The sequence below is a fragment of the Chryseobacterium sp. KCF3-3 genome (assembly GCF_045865955.1).
Taxonomy (GTDB): domain Bacteria; phylum Bacteroidota; class Bacteroidia; order Flavobacteriales; family Weeksellaceae; genus Chryseobacterium.
Genome location: NZ_AP035792.1, coordinates 4,029,843 through 4,054,599, shown reverse-complemented (window position 1 = coordinate 4,054,599; position 24,757 = coordinate 4,029,843). Strand labels below are relative to the sequence as shown.

At 37.1% G+C, this 24,757-nt stretch carries 9 protein-coding genes; all 9 read right to left on the bottom strand.

Annotated elements, in window-relative coordinates:
• Positions 1-3,714: 3,714 nt before the first annotated feature.
• Positions 3,715-5,115, bottom strand: a complete 1,401-nt coding sequence (locus ACKTTZ_RS18025) for a hypothetical protein (RefSeq protein ID WP_407846253.1) — start codon at positions 5,113-5,115, stop codon at positions 3,715-3,717.
• Positions 5,116-6,057: 942 nt separating this feature from the next.
• Entirely contained in the window at positions 6,058-7,464 is a 1,407-nt protein-coding gene (locus ACKTTZ_RS18020) for a hypothetical protein (protein WP_407846252.1), read from the bottom strand.
• A 421-nt stretch (positions 7,465-7,885) separates the two neighbouring features.
• The gene (locus ACKTTZ_RS18015; RefSeq protein ID WP_407846251.1) at positions 7,886-8,047 is read right to left on the bottom strand and encodes a hypothetical protein; all 162 of its coding nucleotides are present in this window, start codon (positions 8,045-8,047) and stop codon (positions 7,886-7,888) included.
• Positions 8,048-8,280: 233 nt separating this feature from the next.
• Entirely contained in the window at positions 8,281-9,681 is a 1,401-nt protein-coding gene (locus ACKTTZ_RS18010) for a hypothetical protein (protein ID WP_407846250.1), read from the bottom strand.
• A 2,032-nt stretch (positions 9,682-11,713) separates the two neighbouring features.
• Entirely contained in the window at positions 11,714-12,292 is a 579-nt protein-coding gene (locus ACKTTZ_RS18005) for a hypothetical protein (protein WP_407846249.1), read from the bottom strand.
• 12 nt (positions 12,293-12,304) lie between these two features.
• Complete coding sequence (locus ACKTTZ_RS18000; RefSeq protein WP_407846248.1) at positions 12,305-15,283, bottom strand: FG-GAP repeat domain-containing protein; 2,979 nt, start codon at positions 15,281-15,283, stop codon at positions 12,305-12,307.
• Positions 15,284-15,596: 313 nt separating this feature from the next.
• On the bottom strand, positions 15,597-19,703 hold the full coding sequence (locus ACKTTZ_RS17995) for a LamG-like jellyroll fold domain-containing protein (protein WP_407846247.1): 4,107 nt from the start codon (positions 19,701-19,703) through the stop codon (positions 15,597-15,599).
• Positions 19,704-20,112: 409 nt separating this feature from the next.
• Positions 20,113-22,272, bottom strand: a complete 2,160-nt coding sequence (locus tag ACKTTZ_RS17990; RefSeq protein ID WP_407846246.1) for a TonB-dependent receptor — start codon at positions 22,270-22,272, stop codon at positions 20,113-20,115.
• A 578-nt stretch (positions 22,273-22,850) separates the two neighbouring features.
• Positions 22,851-23,381 (bottom strand): hypothetical protein, encoded by a 531-nt coding sequence (locus tag ACKTTZ_RS17985; protein WP_407846245.1) that lies wholly within the window; start codon positions 23,379-23,381, stop codon positions 22,851-22,853.
• Between the last annotated feature and the right edge of the window lie 1,376 nt (positions 23,382-24,757).

Genomic DNA, 24,757 nt, shown 5'->3' with positions numbered 1-24,757 from the left:
TGTGATCCGCATTTTTACCAATTGACTGTAGCTGTGGCAATGAATCCTCAGCAGTTGTTCCATCAGTCGGTTTATGCAGTATTGTCTAAAGGAGTTTTGAGGATATCATGCTAATTCACATGTGACCATAGATTAGGAATCCTCAATAGAAGGACTGCCGGCATGAGCAGCGTCATGTTTGTGTTTTTCATTTTGTGTTTTTAAATTCGGTCATGAGACCAAATGGTGTATATTAATTTGGCGGTATTGATCACTATTGATTCAATGCTTTAGCAGGCAGCAGAATACTGTGTGTCTTGCTTTTATCAATCGTCTTCACGCTGTGGCATATAATCCTCAGCAGTTGTTCCATCAGTCGGTTTATGCAGTATTGTCTAAAGGAGTTTTGGGGATATCATGCTAATTCACATGTGACCATAGATTAGGAATCCTCAATAGAAGGGCTGCCGGCATGAGCAGCGTCATGTTTGTGTTTTTCATTTTGTGTTTTTGTGTTTTTAAATTTTGATCATGAGACCAAACGATGTATATTCACTTGGCGGTATTGATCACTATTGATTCAATGCTTTAGCAGGCAGCAGAATACTGTGTGTCTTGCTTTTATCAATCGTCTTCATGCTGTGGCATATAATCCTCAGCAGTTGTTCCGTCAGCTGTTTTATGCAGTCCTTTATAAAAGAGTTTCGGAAACGTATTGTAGATTTCCATCGGGGTATGGATCCGATTCCCGCAAAGGGAATGATAAGTTTAAGTCCTCATTATTTTCATGTGCATTTGTATTACTTTTTAAATAATTCATATCGAATTACGAGAACAAAGCTATTCATAGCATACTAATAATCAAAGGTCATCGATGTCATATTATGTATATCATCTTGTAATATGTTTATGACAAATTATTAATATTTTCACTGTAATTTTTACTAAAATAATAACCTCCACCCTCTTTCTTCCTGCTTCCCGCCTGCAATCTTTGTTTACTTAACCCGAAATCAGGTTATTTAATAATAATCGCATGAAAATTTAGAAATTGAAACGCGGAGATCGCCAGGTGACCTACTATCGTACATTATTTTTTTGGTCGCAATGGCACTTCGTTCAGCAAAAAATAGCGACTCTTGCTGAGTGAAATCATTGCGGACATTTTCAATCATCAATTTTATTCTTTGCGGACATCGTGTTAAAAAGATCTCTTTTTACCCTGGAAATATATTTAAATCATTAAGGAGGATTAAGAAATAAAGTATAATTAAGATAAATCATTCTGATTTTTAAGCTTAAAGCGAAGCTTATCTTAATACTCTTAAACTCTTATTATATCTTAACGGTTCAAAAATAAAAGTTTAAAATTGAAACGCGGAGATCGCAGGTGACTTACTATTGTACATTATTTTTTTGTTCGCAACGGCACTTCGTTAAGCAAAGAAGAGCCAACCTTGCTGAGTGAAACGCCATTGCGGACATTTTCAATCATCAATTTTATTCTTTGCGGACATCGTGTTAAAAAGAAGATCCTCATTAGTTATTTTTCGGTACAGCTCTTTTTACCCTGGAAATATATTAAAACCATTAAGAAAGATTGATGAAATAAAGTATAGTTAAGATCAATCATTCTGATTCTTAAGCTTAAAGTGAAGCTTATCTTAATACTCTTAAATTCTTATTACATCTTAACGGTTCAAAAAAAAATTTAAAAATTGAAACGCGGAGATCGCTACGTGACACACTATGATACATTATTTTTTTGTTCGCAACGGCACTTCGTTCAGCAAAGAATAGCGATCCTTGCTGAGTGAAACGCTATTGCGTTTTCCTCCCCCTCTATGTATAGATTCCTACCGGAATGACAAAGTGTACGGATAAGCTAAGCGCTGTGTTTGTCATTCTGAAAGAATCCAGCCTTGCAATTTTTCAGCTATCATGCAGTAATAGAATATTTTATCGGAGATAATCTTGCGTCTTAAAAGCAGTTAGTTTTAATTTATTTTCGTCCCTTGCGGACATTTTCAATCATCAATTTTATTCTTTGCGGACATCGTGTTAAAAAGAAGATCCTCATTAGTTATTTTTCGGTACAGCTCTTTTTACCCTGGAAATATATTAAAACCATTAAGAAAGATTGATGAAATAAAGTATAGTTAAGATCAATCATTCTGATTCTTAAGCTTAAAGTGAAGCTTATCTTAATACTCTTAAATTCTTATTACATCTTAACGGTTCAAAAAAAAATTTAAAAATTGAAACGCGGAGATCGCTACGTGACACACTATGATACATTATTTTTTTGTTCGCAACGGCACTTCGTTCAGCAAAGAATAGCGATCCTTGCTGAGTGAAACGCTATTGCGTTTTCCTCCCCCTCTATGTATAGATTCCTACCGGAATGACAAAGTGTACGGATAAGCTAAGCGCTGTGTTTGTCATTCTGAAAGAATCCAGCCTTGCAATTTTTCAGCTATCATGCAGTAATAGAATATTTTATCGGAGATAATCTTGCGTCTTAAAAGCAGTTAGTTTTAATTTATTTTCGTCCCTTGCGGACATTTTCAATCATCAATTTTATTCTTTGCGGACATCGTGTTAAAAAGAAGATCATTAGTTATTTTTCAATGCAGCTCTTTTTACCCTGGAAATATATTAAAACCATTAAGAAGGATTAAGAAATAAAGTATAGTTAAGATGAATCATCCTGATTCTTAAGCTTAAAGCAAAGCTTATCTTAATACTCTTAAACTCTTATTATATCTTAACGGTTCAAAAAAAAATTTAAAAATTGAAACGCAGAGATCGCCAAGTGACCTACTATCGTACATTATTTTTTTGTTCGCAACGGCACTTCGTTCAGCAAAGAATGGCGATCCTTGCTGAGTGAAACACCATTGCGGACATTTTCAATCATCAATTTTATTGCGGACATCGTGTTAAAAAGAAGATCGTCATTCGTTATTTTTTCAGTGTAGTTCTTTTTACCCTGGAAATAGATTAAAACCATTAAGAAAGATTAAGAAATAAAGTATAGTTAAGATGAATCATTCTGATTCTTAAGCTTAAAGCGTAGCTTATCTTAATACTCTTAAACTCTTATTATATCTTAACGGTTCAAAAAGAAAAGTTTAGTTCAACAAAAAATTGAGGCTGCCCAAACTTTTTGGACAGTCTTTATAAATCACAGAGAAATTCTCAGGTTGAAATTTAAGGTTCATCTCTATAAAAAACAGAAATTTTGAATGTATGAATTGGGTATGAGGAATTTTCACCAGAAACTGCATAACAGGGTTGAATAAATTAAACCTAACAGGTTTTAAAAACCTGTTAGGTTTATAAATCATAACAGATCTAAAAACTCCTGCATGAAAAATAAATCGGGATAAGAAGCCCCACAGACACTTTCTTTCAACAAAAAATTGAGGCTGCCCAAACTTTTTGGACAGCCTCTTTTTTATTGGAGTTATTTAAATATAGGATATATAAACCATTAAGGAGAATTGAAGAAATAAAGTGTAATTAAGATAAATCATTCTAATTTTTAAGCTTAAAGCGAAGCTTATCTTAATACTCTCAACACCCTTACTACAATCTTACTATTTCAAATAAGTTTAGTATTTACTTGTGAAGCGACTGTAATTAATTTTATAACTAAAAATAATAACCTCCACCCTCTTTCTTCCAGCTTCCGCATTCAATCTTAGTTCATTTACCCCGAACTCAGGTTATTTATTTCACTTTTTCTAAAATGTAGGTGGCCTGGTCATATGTAGTGTCAATGAGTAACGTTAACCTATATGTACTTCCTGTGGTATAATCCTGTACAATTGTCACCCTTCTTCCGTTATTCATAGTATTCAACGAAGATTGAGTGATATCAGTCCATGTAGTTCCTGCAGAAAGAGCCGTCTTCCCTTTATAAAACCATCCACCACCCTGTGATTCTTCAGTGCATGCAGTAGAAACGATATGGCTTCCGCTGCTAACACTCATGTAATCTCTGTAAATCGTACCACCGCCTCTCAATGAAGAAATAAACTGGACACCGTCTGCTGGTGATGAAAGAATACCGGTATTGGCATTTCCCGTATTGCTGCCTGTCCATGTGGCTATTACTCCTGTTCCCTGAACCCTGTAATTCTCAATAAAACCTTTCCACTTGCTGCCATCCCAGTAATAATATCCGGGAACTACATCATTGGGAACCGCACCGGCCGTAGCGGTATTATACACCAGAAGACCGGCCGGCTGATTGCTGATGTTATTATCTCCGTCTGCATTCAGATCCATAACGGCGGAAGACAATGCTAATCTGGGAACCATTATCCCCTGATTGGCATCATTCATATCCAGCTTGGCGTAAGCATTGGGAGAAGCCGTCCCGATCCCCACTTTGCCATCTCCTGTAATGCGCATGTATTCTGTGAACGCTGCATTATCAGCTGTTCCCGAAAATACAAAACCGCCAGCACCCAACCCCCTATGGTTCAGAATACCGGAATAGCCCAGCCCTGCGCCACCCAGATTAGCATCATTCCATGCCAGCTGCGTACCCTGCTTGTTGACGGTTCCACCTCCATTGTTTAAAATGGTGCCGGCCACATCCAGCTTTGCTGCCGGTGTGGCGGTGCCTATCCCCACCCTGCTATTAACGGCATCCACATTCAGGGTAGTTCCGTCTATAGTAAAGTGGCTGGTACCCGTAGTAGCTGTACTGGTAAATGCTAAATTATTAGCACCCTGGCTTACCGTTCTGTTTCCGGTAAGGGTACCATCTGTGTTATATATATTTTGCTGTGAACCATTGAAGCTAGTCCATACGGTTCCGTTAAAAACATAATAACCGGGGGTTGTCATATTCACTGTTTTAGGAGAACTCGCAGTAACAGCAGCCGTAGCATAGATTATCGTTCCGGCCTGGGCAGCGGTATATTGTGCGTCTGCCGCTTTGATCTGATCTCCGGTAAGACGAGGCGCAATCAATCCCTCAGGAGCTGTTCCGTTGGTTGTTTTGGCCGTAATATCTAAAGTAGCTTTCGGAGACGTATTGTTGATGCCCACCTGAGCATAGGCAGGGATGCTGAATAGAAGAGCTGTCAGTATTAACAGTGTAATGTTTTTATTTTTCATTTTAGTGTTTATAAAGTTTCTATCAAGCTGCCAAACGAAATATACTCATTGGGCGGTATTGATATTGTTGTTATTCAAAATTTTAGCAGGAAGCAGCCTTTACCAATCGTCTATATCCTGCGGCAATCCTCAGCAGCCGATCTGTCAGCTGTTTTATATCGGATTGTTGTTACCCGCCTGAGATGGACACTGATTCCCAAAAAGGAAATACTACATGCAGGGATAAGCTTTCTTATGTGCATGGGTACTCCTATTAATAATAAGCTGTATGATCTACTTCCTTTTTTTGTATTTTTATGACTTATCGTCAGCACAGTTCCGGATTGTTGGCTTGGGCTGCCCCCTCACCACAGCTTCTCCAGAGACTATTTCCAAAAAAGACGGTCTCAAAAGCCTCTCATTGGCTGCGTAGAATCTGTCATTTCTGATCAAAGAAAAAATCTTACCTATCTCTTTACTTCATTTCTGAATGACATTCAGAATGACACTTTTGAGATTCTGCCTCAACCCGTCAGATCAATTTTTTCTACTTCCGGGATTCTATTTATCCTGAGATTCGGGATAAGAATTCCTGATTCAGATGGTTTTGAAGCTGGGAGATGGAAGAAGGAAGGTATGAAGATCATTAACAATGGCTGTTTTCTCTTTTTTACAAGTGAAATCGTTTAAACTTATCAAAAAATATCGGATATCTATTAAAACCATGAAGAAGGATTAAGAAATAAAGTATAATTAAGATGAATCATTCTGATTTTTAAGCTTAAAGCGAAGCTTATCTTAATACTCTCAACACCTTAATACAATCTTACTATTTCAAATAAGTTTAGTATTTACTTGTGAAGAGACTGTAATTAATTTTATAACTAAAAATAATAATCTCCATCCTATTTCTTCCTGCTTCCCGCCTTCACTCTTAGTTTACTTAACCCGAACTCAGGTTATTTATCTTAATTTTTCTAAAATATAGGTGGCTATGTCATAGGGATGGTCAATGATTAACGTGATCCTGTAGATACTTCCTGTGTAATAATCCTGTACGATTGCTTCCCTTTTTCCGCTTAACATAGTATCCCCCGAAGGTTCACTGATTTGAGTCCATGTAGTATTTAATGGAGTAGCAGTCCACCCTTTCCAATACCATCCATTCTGTCCTACTTCACTGTCTGTAGTAAAAATTCTATGGCCTGCCTGGTTAATATAAATGTAATCGATGTAAGAATGGCCGCCGCCGCCACTACCTCTCAATGAAGAACGAAAGTTGACACTTCCATCTGGTGTTGAAAGAATACCGGTATAGACATTTCCCGAATTGCTGCCTTTCCATGCGCCTATTACTCCTGTTCCTTCAACCACGTAATTGTCAATAAAACCTTTCCACTTGCTGCCATCCCAGTAATAATATCCGGGAACTACACCATTGGGCGCCGCACCGGCTGTAGCGGTATTATACACCAGAAGACTGGTCGGCTGATTGCTGATGTTATTATCTCCGTCTGCATTCAGATCCATAACGGCGGAGGACAATGCCACTCTGGGAATCAGCGTCCCCTGATTGGTATCGTTGATATCCAGCTTGGCATAAGCATTGGGAGAAGCCGTCCCGATCCCCACTTTGCCATCTCCCGTAATACGCATGTATTCTGTGAATGCCGTATTATTGGCTGTTCCCGAAAATACAAACCCGCCAGCACCTAAACCTCTATGGTTCAGAATACCGGAATAGCCCAGCCCTGCGCCACCCAGATTAGCATCATTCCATGCCAGCTGTGTACCCTGTTTGTTGACGGTTCCACCACCATTGTTTAAAATGGTGCCGGCCACATCCAGCTTTGCAGCCGGTGTGGCGGTGCCTATCCCCACCCTGCTATTAACGGCATCCACATTCAGGGTAGTTCCGTCTACAGTAAAGTGGCTGGTACCCGTAGTGGCGGTACTGGTAAATGCTAAATTATTAGCACCCTGGCTTACCGCTCTGTTTCCGGTAAGGGTACCATCTGTATTATATATATTTTGCTGCGAACCATTGAAGCTAGTCCATACGGTTCCGTTAAAAACATAATAACCGGGGGTTGTCAGATTCACTGTTTTAGGAGAACTCGCTGTAACAGCAGCCGTAGCATATATTATCGTTCCGGCCTGGGCAGCGGTATACTGCGCATCTGCCGCTTTGATCTGATCTCCGGTAAGACGGGGCGCAATCAATCCCTCAGGAGCTGTTCCGTCCGTTGTTTTGGCCGCAATGTCTAAAGTAGCTTTCGGAGACGTATTGTTGATGCCCACCTGAGCATAGGCAGGGATGCTGAATAGAAGAGCTGTCAGTATTAACAGCGTACTGTTTTTATTTTTCATTTTAGTGTTTATAAAGTTTCTATCAAGATGCCAAACAATGTATATTCATTGGGCGGTATTGATATTGTTGTTATTCAAAATTTTAGCAGGAAACAGCGTAGATAATTGCCCAACGCTTTTACCAATCGTCTGTATGCTGCGGCAATCCTCAGCAGCTGATCTGTCAGCTGTTTTATGCGGTATTGTTGTTACCCGCCTGAGATGGACACTGATTCCCAAAAAGGAAATACTACATACAGGGATAAACTTTCTCATGTGCATGGGTACTCCTATTAACAATAAGCTGCATGATCTGCTTCCTTTTATAGTATTTTTACTTATCGTTATAAATTTCCGGTTTCCGACTGGGGCTGCTTCTCACAACAGTTTCTCCAGAGCGGTTTCCAAAAAAAGATAAGCTTTTCTACCTCCGGGATTCTATTTAACCTGAGAGTTCGGGATAAGAATTCCTGATTGAGATGGTTTTGAAGCTGGGAGATGGAAGAAGGAAGGTATGAAGATCATCAACAATGGCTGTTTTCCCTTTTTTAAGAGTGAAATCATTTAAACTTATCAAAAAATATCGGATATCTATTAAAACCATGAAGAAGGATTAAGAAATAAAGTATAATTAAGATGAATCATTCTGATTTTTAAGCTTAAAGCGAAGCCTATCTTAATACTCTCAACACCTTAATACAATCTTACTGTTTCAAATAAGTTTAGTATTTACTTGTGAAGCGACTGTCATTTTATAACTAAAAATAATAACCTCCATCCTCTTTCCACCAGCTTCCAGCCTTCAATCTTAGTTCACTTAACCCGAACTCAGGTTATTTATTGTACTTTTTCTAAAATATAGGTGGCCATGTCAAATGGATGGTCAATGAGTAACGTTAGCCTGTATGTCTTTCCTGTGGTAAAATCCTGTACGACCGTCACCCTTTTTCCGCTAGCCATAGTATTTTCCGCAGAAGGTAGAGTGATATCAGTCCATGTAGTTCCAGCAGAAAGAGCGGTCTTCCCTCTCCAACCCCATCCACCGGTTGCTTCTTGAGTGCATGCAGTAGAAACGGTATGGCTTCCGCTGTAAACACTCATATAATCTCTGTAAAACGTACCACCGCCTCTCAATGAAGAAATAAACTGGACACCGTCTGCTGGTGATGAAAGAATACCGGTATTGGCATTTCCTGTATTGCTGCCTGTCCATGTGGCTATTACCCCTGTTCCCTGAACCTCATAATTCTTAACAAAACTTTTCCAATTGCTGCCATCCCAGTAATAATATCCGGGAACTACATTATTGGGCGCCGCACCGGCGGTAGCGGTATTATACACCAGAAGGCTGGTTGGCTGATTGCTGATGTTATTATCTCCGTCTGCATTCAGATCCATAGTGGTGGAAGACAATGCTACTCTGGGAAGCATTATCCCCTGATTAGCAGCGTTGACATCCAGCTTGGCATACGCATTGGGAGAAGCCGTCCCAATTCCCACTTTGCCATCTCCCGTAATACGCATGTATTCTGTGAACGCTACATTATTAGCTGTTCCCGAAAATACAAACCCGCCAGCACCTGTACCTCTATGGTTCAGAATACCGGAATAACCCAGCCCTGCACCACCGAGATTAGCATCGTTCCATACCAGCTGTGTACCCTGCTTGTTGACGGTTACATTACCATTGTTTAAAATGGTACCGGCCACATCCAGCTTTGCAGCCGGTGTTGCAGTGCCTATCCCCACCCTGCTATTAACGGCATCCACATTCAGGGTAGCTCCGTCTACGGTAAAATGGCTGGTTCCGGTAGTGGCTGTACTGGTAAATGCTAAATTATTAGCAGCCTGGCTTACCGTTCTGTTTCCGTTAAGGGTACCATCTGTATTGTATATATTTTGCTGCGAACCATTGAAGGTAGTCCATACGGTTCCGTCAAAAACATAATAACCGGGGGTTGTCAGATTCACTGTTTTAGGAGAACTGGAAGTCACGGCAGCCGTAGCATATATTATCGTTCCGGCCTGGGCAGCGGTATACTGTGCGTCTGCCGCTTTGATCTGGTCTCCGGTAAGACGGGGCGCAATCAATCCCTCAGGCGCTGTTCCGTCCGTTGTTTTGGCCGTAATGTCTAAAGTGGCTTTCGGAGACGTATTGTTGATACCCATCTGAGCACAGGCAGGGATGCTGAATAGAAGAGCTGTCAGCATGAGCAGCGTAATGTTTTTATTTTTCATTTTAGTGTTTATAAAGTTTCTACCAAGCTGCCAAACGATGTACACTCATTGGGCGGTATTGGTATTGTTGTTATTCAAAATTTCAGCAGGCGACAGCGTAGATAATAGCCCAGTCTTGTACAGCAGTATACTGTGACCCGCCACTTTTACCAATCGTCTGTATGCTGTGGCAATGAATCCTCAGCAACTGATCTGTCAGCTGTTTTATGCGGTAATTTTTTTAAGGAGTTTCGGGGACATCATGTAAATCCCCATCTGAGCACAGGCAGAGATCCTGAATAGAATAGCTGTTGGCATCAACAGCGTAATGTTTGTGTTTTTCATTTTGTGTTTTTAAATTTCGATCAATACAGCCAAACAATATATATTTATTAGGCGGCATTGATCATTGACATTGTTGTTATTCAACGTTTTAGCAGACAGCAGTTACTGTATATCTTGCTTTTATCAATCGTCTGCACACTGTAGCAATATAATCCTCAGCATGTGTTTCGTCAGCTGTTTTATGCAGTACTTTTTTAAAAGAGTTTCGGAGACGTATTGTGAATTTCCATCCGGTTATGGATCCGATTTCCGCAAAGAGAATGATAAATTTAAGTCCACATTTTTTTCATATTCATTTGTATTACTATTGAAATAATTCGTATAAAATTACGAAACAAAATTATTCATACCATACTAATAATCAAAGGTTATTGATGTCATATTATGCACAGTATTTTGTAACATTTTTATGACAAATCACTAATATCTTCACTGTAATTTTATACTAAAAATAATAACCTCTACCCTATTTCTTCCCGCCTTCAATATTAGTTTACTTAACCCGAACTCTGGTTAGTTAATAAAAATTGATGAAAATTTAGAGATTGAAACGCGGAGATCGCAAGGTGACATACTATCGTACATTATTTTTTTGTTTGCAAGGGCACTTCGTTCAAAGAATAGCGATTCTTGCTGACTGAAACGCCATTGAGGACATTTTCAATCATCAATTTTATTCTTTGCGGACATCGTGTTAAAAAGAAGATTGTCATTCGTTATTTTCAGTGCAGCTTTTTTTACCCTGGAAATATATTAAAACCATTAAGAATGGATTAAGAAATAAAGTATAGTTAAGATGAATCATCCTGATTTTTAAGCTTAAAGCGAAGCTTATCTTAATACTCTTAAACTCTTATTTCATCTTAATGGTTCAAAAATAAAAGTTTAATATAAAGAAAAACAGTTCAGGATTTCTGAACTGTTTTTTTATTGGAGTTATTTAAATATAGGATATATAAACCATTAAGAAGGATTAAGGAATAAAGAATAATTAAGATGAATCATCCTGATTTTAAGCTTAAAGCGTAGCTTATCTTAATACTCTTAAACTCTTATTTCATCTTAATGGTTCAAAAATAAAAGTTTAAACAGCTTTATTATTATTTTTTTTCAAGATGACATTAAATTCGTTGGAAAAGATTGGAGAAATAAATAGGTATTTCTCCAATACAACATAATAAACATTAATCTGCAAAAACACTATCAACCACAAGTATTTAAATTACAGAAACTTACAACAACCAATCCCCTATTCAATTGATTAGAATTCTAGTCTGGACATGTCTGAACATTTAAACAATCCAAGTCTTTATCGATAACATGATATCATTATATGTTAATTCAAACTAACCCGGCGAAGTTACATTTAAGCACTATTAAAAGTAATCCTTGTGCTGAGTCCACTTCCAGGAATATTATCAGCATTATCAGTACTAGATTGTCCGTTCAGGGTATGATTAAATTTATAAAGAGTTTTTACACCTTCATTCTCTTTCTGTAACCATTACAGCCGCCGAGTATGATTCTGGTACAGGAAATTTCTCTACCATTTGTGACACTATCATACATTCTTTTCGGTTGGAATGGTTTATACTTTTACGTTTAGGTCAAACAGTGATTTTATATTCAGGTGAGGCTCTGCTGCCTTGGGATTATCATTCTAATTGGTATTTGTTTTTCCTATTAAAACTTGTGCAGAGTCAGGAAACTACTGTGCCTGCCAAAAACTCCATTTAGAACCATTAAAGACCGCGAGCCTTTTGGTGGTTGGTGAAAAATTCACATAGACCATCATACCCGGCGAAGGATTTATGATATTGTTGACATCAGTAACAATAGGCAATACCATCGCTTTATCGGGTGATTCCAGTACCAGTACTCCATCTACTGAACTTGCAGCATTTCCAATAATGGCTTTTTTGGCCCCTGCTTCTGCTATTCCTACTGGCTGCACAACTAGTGAAGCGGTAACAGAACCATTCTGACCACTTAAATCAAACCAACCATTAGTCCCGGTAACGGTATTTTGATTGTATACTTTAAAGCGGGCCTGCACAGGATCGCTAGCATCCAATAGTAATGTACCCGGCGTAGGAGAAGAAGGGAGCGTTCTTACATAGGGAACAATAATCCCCTTGTTATTGGTATTGGCAAATTCCAGAAGAACTGAAGCTTTATCTGCCGCTGTACCCACCTGATCACCAATGATTACCTGAGAAAATATTTGTATCGGCGATATCAACAATGGGATAACCCAAAGTGATAGAGTAATTGATAATTTTTTCATAGCTACTATATTTTAATTTTGACAAGTTGGTATATTGAAGCACTTCCACGATACGCCGTCGTAGATCTTAAGGCATTTCTCTGTAGTATCATACACCAGCATCCCTTCTACAGGATTGGTTATGGCTGCCAAAGCTGTAGTAGTCATTCTGGTGATTACAAAGCCTTTGGTATTTGATTCTAAAGCAATATGCGCTGATTTTCTTACCATTGGCCAGTTTCCATTGGCTGATCCTGCCCGTTGAAGAAGTGTTATTCCAAAATTAGTATCTATGCCAGGGCCAGAAGTATTGGGATTATTGTAGCAAATACATGCATAAATGGCTGCACTGGCAGCACCTCCTGTTCCCTGTCCATAGTCTCCTCCAATATCAGCTGTACCTCCGGTATTTACCAGCTGAGGCACCCCGCTTCCATCAATCCCGCCATTGGCTGTAGTATTGATACTTCCATTGGCATTAATTTGAGACAAGTATACCGTTTCATCTCCTTCTATGGCATCAAAACAGCCATCTTCATCACTATCCCAATCCATGAAATTGGGCTGCCCGATTCCGTCAGTATTAAGCATTGTATAGTTTACAATACCTCCATTAGGCGTGGGCTGCACAGAATCCGGCACGCCGTCTGTACCCACTGCTCCATCCAATATACCATCTCCGTTGGCGTCTACACCCGTTGTCTGGCCAGACTCATATATATCTAAAATACCATCATTATCAGAATCGAGATCATTGATATTAAGAATGCCGTCACCATCCAGGTCATAAACATCAGGAACGCCATTTCCGTCTGCATCGGTATACACCGTTGAAGAACCATCTCCTGTACCATTATCTACAACATCCTGGCAATTATAAATTCCATCCCCGTCTTCATCTCCGAAGGCTGCGTACCCCTGGTTTTCTACCGTATTCAGAATCCCGTCATTGTCAATATCCAGATCTGCATCATCATCTGAGCCATCGTTATCTGTATCAATTTCAGCAGGTGTAATACGTTTCATATTGTTGGTATAGTTACATTCCGTAGTTCCTGTAGAAGGAAAATCTGTAGAAAGATTGAAGGGCCTTGGTTTGGAGCCATTATCATTGATTATGGCATAATAATCATATCCGGAAATAAATACTCCCGGAATATTGACAGTAGTAGTAGTTCCCACAGGGATTGTTGCAGTGGTATATACCGTTTGAACAACTACAGAAGTTGAAGAAGTGGTAGGATTGCCCCTGTAAATCGTAAGCGGGGTACCACTTGGCAAATCTGCAGCACCCAAAACAGAAATCCCCGCCTGCATTATATTGGCAGCCCCATTTAATGTAAGGGTATTAAACTGGGCGTCGGTAGCCGCTACAGTCCCTGGTTCTAAGCGTAGATTATTTGGGTTAAACTGAACATTATATTGATTTAAGGTTTTGAATTTGGTGGAAGCAGCAGGCATGAATTTAACACTTGATGATTCTACACCAGGAACGGTAAGATCATCATTAATATTGACTACATGATACCCTCTCTGGTTCCAGACTTTTCTGGCCGGTTGCCATACATTTCCTGCAGTGGGATTAAAGATGTTCAGCCTTCCATTGAGAGCGGTATTGGTATCTCCTGAAAATGCAATCATCTCTGCCTGATTATCACCATCTACATCTGCTACTACAGGATGCTCCATCCAGGTAGCTGTTCCGGAGTTAAAGGTAGACAGATTCACAGGAGGGCTCACATTTCCGTTCATGATTCTGATCTGGGTCTCATCATTATATATCATCTCCATGACACCGTCTCCGTTGAAATCAAATGCGGTAATTCCTGTCTCTCCGGAAGTATCTGTGGTTGTAAAGGACCATACTCTTTTATTCCCGGGAAACTGAAGATTATAGGCAATTACAATGGATGTATTTACTATAATAATTTCCGGTAAATCCGTGGTATATCCTAACCCTTTCGTTGTTTCATCATATACGTAAGCGATGGTAGGTTCACCAGCCCTTCCGGTTGCACCTCCCGCCACATTCAGTAACAGCAAATTATTCTGGGGATCCCATGCATACACTCTTCCTGTTGTTCTGCTGGTATACACAATGTCCAGATCACCATCCCCGTCAAGATCCGCTACCGCAGTAGGACCATCAGAATTATTGGGAACTACCGCAGCTCCTGCAATAGTACTTAGGTTTTTGAGAATCGTAAGCGTATTGGTTGTAAAGTTTACTCCATATACCACAGACCCTGCTACGATCTCTTTACCGGGGTTGGATGAAAGAATATCCACTACTGTAACATCTCCAGATCCCCATCCCGGAACATTGTCAAGACCATAAGGATTCGTATTACTGCCTTGTACGACCCTGTTTAAAGCAGTAAGCCCTGTGGTAAATCTGAATATATCATTCCCTACAATGATTTCAGGGACGCCATCCTGATCAATATCTGAAATTCTTGGCGATCCAAATACGGTGTCAGTTGTCAGATTAGATCTCCATTTAAAGGTTGTTGAGGTACCACCTGTATAGTTGAATACATAAATGAAACCGTCAGCTCCTACACAGACAACTTCCGAAGTACCATTTCTATCAATATCGGCAATTGCTGGCTGCGATACAGTTCCGTTCACGGGTGCATTCATAGAAATATTGTATGTGTAAGATTCCTGAGTGAGTGTGGTGCCGTTTACCTCATACACAATAAATCCCTGTGCACTGTTATTTAATGGGGCTATAATTTCTACTTTTCCATCATTGTCAATATCCCCAAGAGTAGGTGCCATAGACACATCCAATGCGTTGGCCGCACCCTGAATATTTAACTGAATCCCAAACGAGTTGGATGACGCCGTTGAAAAGCATGCGGGAACAGGGCCGCTGAAGCAATCACTGTCATAGCTGTCAATATATCCATCTCCGTCATCATCAATTCCATTTCCACAGATTTCTGTCTGGGCAGACACCAGAATAAGTGAAAATAGAAAAAAGAGTATTGTAAATTTTGTTTTCATATCATTTAACTTTGTATTATTTGTATTAAACTTTTGTTTTTGAACCATTAAGACTGTATTAAGGTGTTAAGAGTATTAAGATAAGCTTTGCTTTAAGCTTAAAATCAGAATGATTCATCTTAACTATACTTTATTTCTTAAATCCTTCTTAATGGTTTTAATATATATCTAATATTTTTTTACAAAATGAGATTCAACTCGCTGAAAAAGATTGGAGAAATAAATAGGTACTTCTCCAATACAACATAATAAAAACAAGTAGTCAAATTACTGAGACTTGCACAATCAATTCCCTATTCAATTGATTAAAATTCTAGTCAGGACATGTCTGAACATTTAAACATTTCCATGCTGATCCATTATATATACTAAGACAATCCAGGTCTTTATCGTACACTAACATTCCTTCTACGGGTACTAATGCATTCTTTTGAGTAGTTGTTAATCTATTCACCACAAAACCTTTGGTTTTTGATTCCAAAGCTACCCAGGCTCCTTTTCTTACCATAGGCCAATTACCATTATTTGTTCCGGCTCTTCCCAATGAAGAAATCCCGAATTGAGTATCTAATGAAGTTCCCGTTGCTCTTGGACGGTAACATGATATCATTGAATACGTTAATTCAAGCTGACCCGATGAAGTGACATTTAAGTCAGTATTAAAAGTAACCTTTGTATTGAGGCCACTTCCGGAAATATTATCAGCATTATCAATACTAGCTCCCCAGGTATTTCCAAAAGCGTTATCTGCTCTCTTAAATAACTTGTAGGCAGAAGCATTCAGATTATTTCCAAAGCTTGCATTATTGTAAAATGATAATGAAGTGAGAGGGGTAAATGTCTGGTTGGCTCCATAATTATTTACTATACTATAAAAACCAAAATTAGGATCCGTATTGGGTACCTGATCGGGATTTATAGTTCCTCTTGATACCCAGACATCTCCATTGGGATAAGTTCCTGTAGCAAATTGCATAGCAATTCCTGCTGTTGTAAAATCCTTCAATCCCGAAGAATTAATATTCATTTTTTCGCTTACTCCTTCAAATACAGGAACATTAGATGTTACTCTTGTATAACCGGTACCCTTATATGTTGCATAAGTGTTTGTATTATTTTTATTGAGTGTAATATCACCTGCAGCTGCAGTTTCGTCGAATTGAAGATAATATACTAATCCTGTTAATATGGATTCTCCCGCAATGCTTTTTGTCAAATGTCTCCATTTTCTGATTTCATCAATTGTTAAAGGTCTATTCCAGATTGCCACCTCATCCATCTCCAAAGTTGTAAATCGATCAGATCTGCCTCTTCCATACTTACCTAAAAATATAGCGTTGAAAACTTCCGATGACAATACAGTGTTACTTGTCCTTTCTACTCCATTTACATATATTTTCACATTAGTCCCGTTACTTACTAATGCCACGTGTGACCATTGCCCGGCAGGAGCCTGCAATCCGGAAGAAAAGCCAAATGTTGGGTGGAAGCCTATCGTATTATTCCCTCCCATAAAATTCATTCCAAATGCATTGGTATTACCTTGTGACATGAAAATTCCGCTAAAATCAGGCTGTATACCGGTAGGCTTGATCCAGCATGAGAATGTAAAAGAATTTCTATTAAGGTTGAGATTATCAATATTCACATAATCACCATTAGTTTGTCCTGTTAAGCTTACTGCATTACCCGGAACTTTATCCGGGTCACTTGTACCGCACTGGTTGTTTATTTCAATAAAATCAGTAAGGGTTTGTGTACTGGTTCCATACTGATCGGTTACGGTTAAGGAAACATCATAAAATCCATTCGCTGCTCCTGCATATGATACAGTAGGATTTTCAGCAGTTGAAGTGGAAGGTGTCCCTCCCGGAAAACTCCATTGCCAGGTGGCACTTGCGTTGCGGACTACTGAATAATCTTTAAACAGCATTTGATTAACCGCAGGACAAGCTATCTTATTGGTATTTACAGAAATCAATGCATTAGGAGGGCTTATTTCATATAAATTATGCTCAAAAGCACCTCTGGAAGTACCAATCTTTAATTTATTTTCATTATAATTGATGAACATAAAACGCACATCACACATGGGAAGACCATTCCCAAGCATCACCCAATTGCTCATGGTATCGTTTCTGTAAAATATCCCAGCCTTATTTCCTACATAAACGCCTCCATCTGAGCCTCTTTGAAAGACGATTTTAGTAATAGGGGACGTCGTTAAAACAGAGGAAGTAAGATTGGTCCATGTAATTCCGCCATCATTAGATTTTAAAACTTTACATACGGATTGTACGCCGCTATAGGTAACCCAGATTTCATTGGGATCTTCATCACCAATAGCAATATCTGAAATATTCTTAGGCCCTGAAGTAACCGTAGTACCAGGAGTAATGTCTGTCCAGGTAACTCCCTCATCAATCGTTTTCCAAAGTTTATTGGTTGTTAATCCTTCTACCACAATCATATTTTTAGGATTCTTCATGGAGATTTTCTCTCTAAACACCTGATTATTGAATGTCTTAACAATTGATATATTATCACCATTATTTTCTGTCTTAATAAGAGAGTTTTTCCATGTTGCCAGATTGGCATTTCCGGTAGGATATTGACCTGCGTGGTGAGTAATTAATGTATAGTATTTATTGGGATGAAATTCCATAGAATTAAAGTATGCGTAAATACCTCCTGCATCCAGAAAATTATCTTCATTAATCAGGGTATGTACACCTGTTCTAAAATAGCGGTAATTATCATATCCCTGGCTATAAATATAACGGTCATCCAAGGGATTTACATCTGTATTTCCCTGGTCTGCTCCTGTACCATTATACCAGTCAAATCCATTTGCATTTTCTTTAATCATAACAGGACCGTGATTATTGCCTGATGCTACTACATTACTTTTAAATGCGCTTCCAAATCCCCATAACTCATGATTGCTGATACTGTTCGTCAGAGTAGTTATGGTAGCTCCTAAATCATTAGACAAGGCCAATTCACCATCACTTCCGATTAATAATTTACCATTTACTAAATCTATACTTCTAATATCTGCATGAGTAATATCAGTGGATTCTAAAAAAGTTGTACCATTATCTGTAGAAACCATCACATTATCCTGTCCATACGTTCCATATACAATCTTGTTTTCATCTACTCTGTCTATCTGTATATCTCCATGATGCAGGCTGTTAATACCTCCTGTTCCCGGGATCATATTAATCTTAGGAAATGACGTTGCTGTAGCTCCATCTGATTTATTAAATTTATACAGCTGAACTGCTCCATGAGCATATGCACTTGAGCCCGTACCTACGGCTACATAAAAAGAGCTTGTATTATTAGTTGGTAAAAATACTTTCGTCCAGCCAACTGTCTGTCCGTTTGCTGTAGCAGGCAGGGTTGTTGAACTAAGTTGGGTAAAGCTTGCTCCTTTATCGGAAGACTTATAAACTCTAAAAATATTATTATTGCTGCTGGTAGAGAAATATACTGCGTTATCATCCTGAGGATCCCATTCCAGACAGTCACTCATTACTGAAGAATCTCCGGCCCATAAATCATAATTGGGTAGTCCTGTAAGAACAGTAGTCCAGGTGGTACCGCCATTGGTAGTACGATAAAGTAAAGTTCCCCAACGGACAACAACAATATTTGGATCAGTTGGGGATACTGCAAACTCGTACGCAGTACCGGTATAAGTAGGTTTACTCATACTTGTTGCCACCCAATTAAGCCCTCCATCTGTGGATTTTATTAGCTGGCTATCACTTAATGCATAAACAACCTGAGGATTAGCCTGGCAAATATCAATATCTAGATATTTAGAATCAGAAAAGCCACTATCAACCAAAGTCCAGTCTGTTCCTCCGTCTATACTACGCCATAATCCGCCTGTCAAAAAAGAAACAAATATTTTCTGAGGATCAGTGGGATCAATTCGAGTTAAATAAACATATCCTCCATGATTATATTTACTTGAATAACCAGTACTTGCACTATTCACAGGGCCTATCATCGTCCAGTCGCCAACTACAGTCTGTGTAGTCAACAAGGGAATATTCTTAATCTTTGGTCTATCTAATAATAATGGTTCAGGAACCACCTTTCCTTTCTCGTCCAGATAAAATAGTTTTGTTTTGATCCAGTTTTCACTAAGATTTCTGGGTTTACTTTTTTCCCAACGATGTCTTCCAAAATATTTGTCATATTTTGATTTAACTTTCAAATAATCTTCTCCATCTTTCATTTTTTTAAACCAGGGAAGAGATTTATGCTTAATCTCATACCGGATATCTTCTTCCTCTTCTTCTGTTTCATATTTCTTTTCTGATACCTTATTGCTCTGTGCATAGTAGAAACTATTTCCAGAAATAAGAATGAGAATGAGAATTTTTGATAAATAATTTTTCATAAAATTGCGCTTTTATATCTTAATTTTGTTTGTTTTAATAAAAATCTCTCTATTATTAAAACTTTACAAAATAAAATTGGTTTTATATGTTTAATAAAATATCATATTGCTTACTACATAGACTTTTTCATTAGTTTACCAGAATAACATAAAAACGCTTTGTTGATTGTATGCTTTCTAAAATGGTAAATGAAAACTTAAAATATTAAGGACAGACCTCTTAGAAAGTGAGATTTGATAAATTGTATTTTTATAAGAATAATGCGCAGTGCTATCCCACTTTTAAGGGTTCTCATTAAATCTATGAAAACCATTAATACTGTTCTTTATTATTTTTTGATCAATTTTTTATTGGATAGTCGTTCAAATAGTAGTTGCAATTTTCAGTATATAATTTTCTTTTTAGGGTCTAAAAATGATAGGTAAGATTAAATCCACCAAAAAAATAGGCTTTACTTGGTCCCGGGCTTACATCTGTTGCCACACCAGCGGGATAATTAGAATCACTATCACTATCATTAACACTGTTTCCTAAGAATAGGAAAGTATAATTAATCTGGCTCGTTAGATTATTTCCCGCAATATATCCATCAAAATCCCATTTTCCAAAACGGTGCTTATACCCTAATTTTGCGTTGTACTGGTGAAACCCTTTTACTTTATTGGTATTTCCAAAATCTGTGTAAACATCGCTTACATAATTTAAAGTATTTATGAAATAGAGCCCCATTTTTATATCTAAATCAACTCCCAGAGAAAACTTTGTCCTTGGAACTCCCACCACCTGATTATGAATATAATTCTTTTCATTATTATTTAATCTTGTAACAAAATCCTGATATCTGAAATCATAATAGGATGCATTAAAGAATGGTTCTATTCTTTTGATCAATCTTTCTACATTTTCAAACTTATATCCTAAACTCGTCTCAATTCCTTTATTTTTCTGATTGCCTGTGTTGGCCCAATAGGTGTAAGCGGCTCCTGTAACAGGGTCTTTTCCGGACACCTGGGTAAGCTTATCTGTAACTCCAATATTAAAAACAGAGATTTGATAATCAAATTTTGTATTAAATAATAACCCTTGTACAGAAAAATCCCACATCCTTGCATTTTCAGGCTTCAGATCATCATTAGGTTTATTGATGCCATTAATAAAAGCTGTTGCAGCGGTAGGCGCATTATATCCTTCACTATAGCTTAGATTTATGATCTGTTTCCCGAATGTTTTTTGCAGGGCAATATGAGGTTTGAAGACTGTTGAAAAATTTTTATCGAAAGACAGGTTCATGTTATTATATCCCGCAACCAATCCCGGATACGCTAAAAGGTCTTCTCTATTATAGGCGAGTTTATTTCCGCTGATCCCTAAGATAAGACTCATTTCCAAAGGCTTATAAGTAAGTCTTTCTACCAAAAAAAATGAAAGCTGATTGTTTTTGTATTTAAAATATGATCCTTTTCCGATAGGCTGGGTCTCAAGCCCTTTACCCGCAAATCTGTAGTTGGAAATCAGAGAGCGGGAAAACGAATATTCAGCTCCAGTTTCAATAGTGTTACTGAAATCTTCAGAGAGTTTATTATTAATCATGAATACACTTCTAAAGCCATAATTAGGATTCTGGCTGTTTTCAGCGGCTCCCGCGGCAACTCTTTTCGCATCGAGATGGGAATAAAAAATTGAGGTAAAATTTGTTATAGTAGGAGTAATACTCCACTTATGACTTACCGTAGCTCTACTTACATCGAAATTATTGGCAGCATTTCTATTGGCATAAGCGAGGTTTCCAGGGTCATTTCCCGCGTAATAATCATCAAAAGAAATCTGTCCTGTAACACCCTCATCAGAGTTGGTGTGATTGGCATATACAGTAAGTTCCTGTTTTGCATTTATTTTAAAGTTTCCTAAAAATGAGTACGTATTTTTCAAACTGTTCCCTCTTGGCCTGTATCCATCACTTTGAATATGCCCATAATTAAACATCAATGAACTATTATCCGTAACAGCATCTACTCTGGTAGCTGTCTGCATCAGATTGAATGATCCTCCTATAAATTTTTGTGATAATGTAACCCCTTTTTCTGTAGAAGGTTTCATATAAAAACGCACAACTCCACCAACTCCTCCTCCATACATTGTAGCTGCCGGACCTTTGATAACTTCTACCTGATTGATCAAAGAAAAGTCTATATCCTCTAAGATAGTAACTCCATCTGCATTTGTAATCGGCACAGAATTAAGATAACTTTTGATTCCCCAATTATTAAATTTCTGATCATTTCCATATCCTCGTATAACAATCCTCTGCCCTCCCAATTGTGTTCTTTTATCTACCTGAACACCGGCTAAAGTACCTAAACTCTGTTCAATAAAACTGGAATTGTTCCTATTAAGCTCAGACTCGCTTAAAGTCTCCGTACTTTGAGCATGTCTTTGAAACTCCGTCCTTTCTATTTCTATTTTACTTCTTCTGAAAATATTTACAGAGTCTATCTTTGATTCTTTTTCTTGCGAATAAAAGGTTTGAGGTATTATCAAAGCTCCTAAGATTAATACACATTTTTTCATAATTATTAATTTATTTTTTAGATTATTTTATCCATCAAAAAAAATTATCATAAGAGTAATTTTAAAAAAATCAGTCAAAAAGAATCATAATAAAATTCAAAAAAGAAGCGATATTAAATGCTAATAATCAACAATGTTGCTTCACTAATATCAAAAAATGGAGAATAACGAAATCATTATATCTCCATTCGCTTAAAAATCTATGAAAAAAATATATTTCTTTTTTTATTGAAATCTTAGATTCAATATTTATATGACTATTTTTTATTTTCTCAAATATCAAAGGTTTGGTTTTTCAAATTAGTTCTAATTTTTTATAGAGAATTGTGTATATCTTACATCTAATTTATCACTGAAAAATTTACATTTACATTAAATAAGATTTATAAAAGACTCCTAAAAATATAATGAAGAAAGGACTCGGATCTTATAACATAATAAGCCCAAGTCAAAGAGAAAACTTACATCTTCCTGTTTTCAATGTCTTGCATTTATTTTATCATTTGCTTTTAGAAGTAAGTATCAATTCTAAGACATACAACTGATCAAGCACTGTTTCTTTTATATTGATAAACAAATTATTGCCAAAAACTCCACATATTCCCATTGAACACTGCAAGCATTTTTGCCGTAGTATCATATACTATCATTCCAGGGGATGGATTAATAATATTTAAATGAGGACTTGCGGTTTTAGGAAGAATCATTGATTTGTCACTATCTTCCAGAACCAGAATTCCCGGAACAGAGGTTGGAATTCCGACACTTACCTTCGCGGAAGTATTTTCAACTGCAGCGTTTTGAATAATCATCCCGTCAATTCCGGTTACAGAATCTACTGTTGTACCAGTAGTATCTACACTAAGGTCGTTCCAGCCAGAAGTATACTTTATTTTCACCTTGTGATCAGAAATATCATAAACCATAGTTCCATCAACCGCTCCTGTTACTGAAGTAGTATTTGTCACCCACGGAAGAACAAGTCCTCTATTATCAGATCCAAATTCCAATGAAACGGAACTGTTTGTAACAGACGTTTTGCCAATCAAAACCTGAGCAAAAACAGGAAAATTAATGGCAAATAACATTAATGATATTATTTTTTTCATATACATAAATTTTATGTGTTTTTATAACTAAATTCTCCTTTTTAGAAATCATTTACTCTAAATAATTAACCGTATACAGATATTTCAGTTCCCAATTATTAATGACATATCATAAGATCATCTTCCATTTTTTTTTCAGACGACTTAAATATTAAACCTTAATGACAATCGACACATATTTTCATTTTTTGAATACATGGACCTTTTTATTTAGCATTTTAATCCTATTCTATCTTTATTTTTAATAACATACTAGATCTATTACAAATTTAAAATAGAGCTCACACATGTCCTATGTTCAAAAAACATAATGTTAATATTTTCAAAAAAAATTAAAAAAAATAAATCCACCAAACTGAAAACCAGTTGGTTAAAATTCAACCTTAAGAGAAATCCCCACAAAACTAAACAAAGTGATGAAAAATAGTATGAAAGATGATTTTTCTTTTTCTTACAGCTTCGTAAAACGCAAGATTTTTGATGCATGTTTTTGTATTTCAGATATTTACAACATGATCTTAATAAGATTACACTATTCTTATTGGCTATTCATTAAATATGCTAAGCATATCCCCTTGAAAACATGTGTAACAAATAAAGCTTTTATTAAAAATCCTGATTTTTTTACAAATCCCAGATAATAAATAGAATTCCTAAAAAGATAAAACTGCAAAAGGAAAGCAAGCTCACAAAAAAAATTGTAAATGACCATTCAGAAGCTATTATCATTCATTTTGTCTGTGTATTTTCATTTTCTAAAAAACATACACATATGCTGTTTTCATATAAAGCAGACAGTAAGCAATACATTATGGCGTTAATTTTATTTTATCAACAAATATTTTATGTTCTCAAAGCATATGTTTAAAAATTACGAATATTTCATGCAAAATTGACCGCTTTTTTGTGTAGAAAGCTTAGTTTTTGAATAATTAACCTGTGTTCGGGATAAGAATACCTGATTGAGATGGTTTTGAAACTGGGAGATGGAAGGTATGAAGAGCATCAACAATGGCTGTTTTCTCTTTTTTGAGAGTCAATTTGTTTCAACTTTTGTTTTGAAACAGTAAGACTGTATTGAGGTGTTAAGAGTATTAAGATAAGCTTCGCTTTAAGCTTAAAATCAGAATGATTCATCTTAACTTACTTTATTTCTTAAATCTTTCTTCATGGTTTTAATAGATATCCAATTTTTTTTGATAAGTTGAAACAACTTCAGTATTTACTTGTGAAGCGACTGCAATTATTTTATAACTAAAAATAATAAACTCCATCCTATTTCTTCGAGCTTCCCGCCTTCAATATTACTTTACTTAACCCGAACTCTCAGGTTATTTATTATGAGCAGACGTATAGAGAAAAGCCTGATTGTAATT

Bases quoted from the DNA above. Each gene is read 5' to 3' on its own strand.
- ACKTTZ_RS18025 (WP_407846253.1), bottom strand. From the start codon at position 5,115: ATGAAAAATAAAAACATTACACTGTTAATACTGACAGCTCTTCTATTC.
- ACKTTZ_RS18020 (WP_407846252.1), bottom strand. From the start codon at position 7,464: ATGAAAAATAAAAACAGTACGCTGTTAATACTGACAGCTCTTCTATTC.
- ACKTTZ_RS18015 (WP_407846251.1), bottom strand. From the start codon at position 8,047: ATGGTTTTAATAGATATCCGATATTTTTTGATAAGTTTAAATGATTTC.
- ACKTTZ_RS18010 (WP_407846250.1), bottom strand. From the start codon at position 9,681: ATGAAAAATAAAAACATTACGCTGCTCATGCTGACAGCTCTTCTATTC.
- ACKTTZ_RS18005 (WP_407846249.1), bottom strand. From the start codon at position 12,292: ATGAAAAAATTATCAATTACTCTATCACTTTGGGTTATCCCATTGTTG.
- ACKTTZ_RS18000 (WP_407846248.1), bottom strand. From the start codon at position 15,283: ATGAAAACAAAATTTACAATACTCTTTTTTCTATTTTCACTTATTCTG.
- ACKTTZ_RS17995 (WP_407846247.1), bottom strand. From the start codon at position 19,703: ATGAAAAATTATTTATCAAAAATTCTCATTCTCATTCTTATTTCTGGA.
- ACKTTZ_RS17990 (WP_407846246.1), bottom strand. From the start codon at position 22,272: ATGAAAAAATGTGTATTAATCTTAGGAGCTTTGATAATACCTCAAACC.
- ACKTTZ_RS17985 (WP_407846245.1), bottom strand. From the start codon at position 23,381: ATGAAAAAAATAATATCATTAATGTTATTTGCCATTAATTTTCCTGTT.